The organism is Stutzerimonas nitrititolerans, assembly GCF_003696285.1.
In the GTDB taxonomy this organism is placed as follows: domain Bacteria; phylum Pseudomonadota; class Gammaproteobacteria; order Pseudomonadales; family Pseudomonadaceae; genus Stutzerimonas; species Stutzerimonas nitrititolerans.
Genome location: NZ_RFFL01000032.1, coordinates 1 through 4177 on the forward strand (window position 1 = coordinate 1; position 4177 = coordinate 4177).

A 4177-nucleotide genomic window follows, 5' to 3' on the forward strand; every position below is an offset into this window, starting at 1 on the left:
CTCGTGTCGTGAGATGTTGGGTTAAGTCCCGTAACGAGCGCAACCCTTGTCCTTAGTTACCAGCACGTTAAGGTGGGCACTCTAAGGAGACTGCCGGTGACAAACCGGAGGAAGGTGGGGATGACGTCAAGTCATCATGGCCCTTACGGCCTGGGCTACACACGTGCTACAATGGTCGGTACAAAGGGTTGCCAAGCCGCGAGGTGGAGCTAATCCCATAAAACCGATCGTAGTCCGGATCGCAGTCTGCAACTCGACTGCGTGAAGTCGGAATCGCTAGTAATCGTGAATCAGAATGTCACGGTGAATACGTTCCCGGGCCTTGTACACACCGCCCGTCACACCATGGGAGTGGGTTGCTCCAGAAGTAGCTAGTCTAACCTTCGGGGGGACGGTTACCACGGAGTGATTCATGACTGGGGTGAAGTCGTAACAAGGTAGCCGTAGGGGAACCTGCGGCTGGATCACCTCCTTAATCGAAGACTTCAGCGTCTTCATGAGTGCCCACACGAATTGCTTGATTCACTGGCTAGAAAGCGATTGGGTTTTAGACCCGAGAGAGACGATTGGGTCTGTAGCTCAGTTGGTTAGAGCGCACCCCTGATAAGGGTGAGGTCGGCAGTTCGAATCTGCCCAGACCCACCAATTGTCATGGGATGTGGCCGATCTGTAGATGGGGCCATAGCTCAGCTGGGAGAGCGCCTGCTTTGCACGCAGGAGGTCAGCGGTTCGATCCCGCTTGGCTCCACCATTCCTCGACGAATCGCTTGAAAGTACAGAAATGAATGTTTGGTGACGAGCATTGATTTCTGGTCTTTGTGCCGGACTGTTCTTTAAAAATTTGGGTATGTGATAGAAGTAGACCGAATGATGTCTTTCACTGGGCATTGTTCGCGTCAAGGTAAAATTTGCGAGTTGCTCGAGAGAGCGAAATGCGGATTTTCGGCGAATGTCGTCTTCACGTTATAGACAGTAACCAGATTGCTTGGGGTTATATGGTCAAGTGAAGAAGCGCATACGGTGGATGCCTTGGCAGTCAGAGGCGATGAAAGACGTGGTAGCCTGCGAAAAGCTTCGGGGAGTCGGCAAACAGACTTTGATCCGGAGATCTCTGAATGGGGGAACCCAGCCAGCACAAGCTGGTTATCACACACTGAATCCATAGGTGTGTGAGGCGAACCCGGGGAACTGAAACATCTAAGTACCCGGAGGAAAAGAAATCAACCGAGATTCCCTTAGTAGTGGCGAGCGAACGGGGACTAGCCCTTAAGTGGCTTTGAGATTAGCGGAACGCTCTGGAAAGTGCGGCCATAGTGGGTGATAGCCCTGTACGCGAAAATCTCTTAGTCATGAAATCGAGTAGGACGGAGCACGAGAAACTTTGTCTGAATATGGGGGGACCATCCTCCAAGGCTAAATACTACTGACTGACCGATAGTGAACCAGTACCGTGAGGGAAAGGCGAAAAGAACCCCGGAGAGGGGAGTGAAATAGAACCTGAAACCGTATGCGTACAAGCAGTGGGAGCCTACTTTGTTAGGTGACTGCGTACCTTTTGTATAATGGGTCAGCGACTTATTTTCAGTGGCGAGCTTAACCGAATAGGGGAGGCGTAGCGAAAGCGAGTCTTAATAGGGCGTTTAGTCGCTGGGAATAGACCCGAAACCGGGCGATCTATCCATGGGCAGGTTGAAGGTTAGGTAACACTGACTGGAGGACCGAACCGACTACCGTTGAAAAGTTAGCGGATGACCTGTGGATCGGAGTGAAAGGCTAATCAAGCTCGGAGATAGCTGGTTCTCCTCGAAAGCTATTTAGGTAGCGCCTCGTGTATCACTGCTGGGGGTAGAGCACTGTTTCGGCTAGGGGGTCATCCCGACTTACCAAACCGATGCAAACTCCGAATACCAGCAAGTGTCAGCACGGGAGACACACGGCGGGTGCTAACGTCCGTCGTGAAAAGGGAAACAACCCAGACCGTCAGCTAAGGTCCCAAAATCCTGGTTAAGTGGGAAACGATGTGGGAAGGCTTAGACAGCTAGGAGGTTGGCTTAGAAGCAGCCATCCTTTAAAGAAAGCGTAATAGCTCACTAGTCGAGTCGGCCTGCGCGGAAGATGTAACGGGGCTCAAACCAGGTACCGAAGCTACGGGTTCAACGTAAGTTGAGCGGTAGAGGAGCGTTCTGTAAGCCTGTGAAGGTCAGTTGAGAAGCTGGCTGGAGGTATCAGAAGTGCGAATGCTGACATGAGTAACGACAATGCGAGTGAAAAACTCGCACGCCGAAAGACCAAGGGTTCCTGCGCAACGTTAATCGACGCAGGGTGAGTCGGTCCCTAAGGCGAGGCTGAAGAGCGTAGTCGATGGGAAACGGGTTAATATTCCCGTACTTCTGGTTACTGCGATGGGGGGACGGAGAAGGCTAGGCCAGCTTGGCGTTGGTTGTCCAAGTTTAAGGTGGTAGGCAGAGATCTTAGGTAAATCCGGGGTCTTAATGCCGAGAACTGATGACGAGCTTTCTTTTAGAAAGCGAAGTGGTTGATGCCATGCTTCCAGGAAAAGCCTCTAAGCTTCAGGTAATCAGGAACCGTACCCCAAACCGACACAGGTGGTTGGGTAGAGAATACCAAGGCGCTTGAGAGAACTCGGGTGAAGGAACTAGGCAAAATGGCACCGTAACTTCGGGAGAAGGTGCGCCGGTGAGGGTGAAGCATTTACTGCGTAAGCCTTTGTCGGTCGAAGATACCAGGCCGCTGCGACTGTTTATTAAAAACACAGCACTCTGCAAACACGAAAGTGGACGTATAGGGTGTGACGCCTGCCCGGTGCCGGAAGGTTAATTGATGGGGTTAGCGCAAGCGAAGCTCTTGATCGAAGCCCCGGTAAACGGCGGCCGTAACTATAACGGTCCTAAGGTAGCGAAATTCCTTGTCGGGTAAGTTCCGACCTGCACGAATGGCGTAACGATGGCGGCGCTGTCTCCACCCGAGACTCAGTGAAATTGAAATCGCTGTGAAGATGCAGTGTATCCGCGGCTAGACGGAAAGACCCCGTGAACCTTTACTATAGCTTTGCACTGGACTTTGAGCTTGCTTGTGTAGGATAGGTGGGAGGCTTTGAAGCGTGGACGCCAGTTCGCGTGGAGCCATCCTTGAAATACCACCCTGGCAACCTTGAGGTTCTAACTCGGGTCCGTTATCCGGATCGAGGACAGTGTATGGTGGGTAGTTTGACTGGGGCGGTCTCCTCCTAAAGAGTAACGGAGGAGTACGAAGGTGCGCTCAGACCGGTCGGAAATCGGTCGCAGAGTATAAAGGCAAAAGCGCGCTTGACTGCGAGACAGACACGTCGAGCAGGTACGAAAGTAGGTCTTAGTGATCCGGTGGTTCTGTATGGAAGGGCCATCGCTCAACGGATAAAAGGTACTCCGGGGATAACAGGCTGATACCGCCCAAGAGTTCATATCGACGGCGGTGTTTGGCACCTCGATGTCGGCTCATCACATCCTGGGGCTGAAGCCGGTCCCAAGGGTATGGCTGTTCGCCATTTAAAGTGGTACGCGAGCTGGGTTTAGAACGTCGTGAGACAGTTCGGTCCCTATCTGCCGTGGACGTTTGAGATTTGAGAGGGGCTGCTCCTAGTACGAGAGGACCGGAGTGGACGAACCTCTGGTGTTCCGGTTGTCACGCCAGTGGCACTGCCGGGTAGCTATGTTCGGAAGAGATAACCGCTGAAAGCATCTAAGCGGGAAACTTGCCTCAAGATGAGATCTCACTGGAGCCTCGAGCTCCCTGAAGGGCCGTCGAAGACTACGACGTTGATAGGCAGGGTGTGTAAGCGTTGTGAGGCGTTGAGCTAACCTGTACTAATTGCCCGTGAGGCTTGACCATATAACACCCAAACAATTTGCTGTTTGCGTGTTAGACGGTTGAAGTCGACAAACGAACCGAAAAGACGCATCGCTCGCAAAGCGAACCGAATACGCAACACCATCACATACCCAATTAGGGGAAGCGACTCAACACCGACTCCCCAACCGAATTGCTTGACGACCATAGAGCGTTGGAACCACCTGATCCCATCCCGAACTCAGCAGTGAAACGACGCATCGCCGATGGTAGTGTGGGGTCTCCCCATGTGAGAGTAGGTCATCGTCAAGCTTCTACACCAAACCCCCGA

2 tRNA genes and 3 rRNA genes are annotated in these 4177 nt (G+C 52.6%); all 5 read left to right on the forward strand.

Annotation, left to right across the window (positions count from 1 at the left end):
• Positions 1-475, forward strand: a 16S ribosomal RNA gene (locus tag EA795_RS20330); the annotation flags it as partial.
• 93 nt (positions 476-568) lie between these two features.
• Positions 569-645: transfer RNA gene (locus tag EA795_RS20335), tRNA-Ile, on the forward strand.
• A gap of 30 nt (positions 646-675) precedes the next feature.
• Positions 676-751, forward strand: a tRNA-Ala gene (locus tag EA795_RS20340).
• Between the two features lie 246 nt (positions 752-997).
• Positions 998-3888, forward strand: a 23S ribosomal RNA gene (locus EA795_RS20345).
• Between the two features lie 154 nt (positions 3889-4042).
• Positions 4043-4158 (forward strand): 5S ribosomal RNA (gene rrf, locus EA795_RS20350).
• Positions 4159-4177 lie beyond the last annotated feature (19 nt).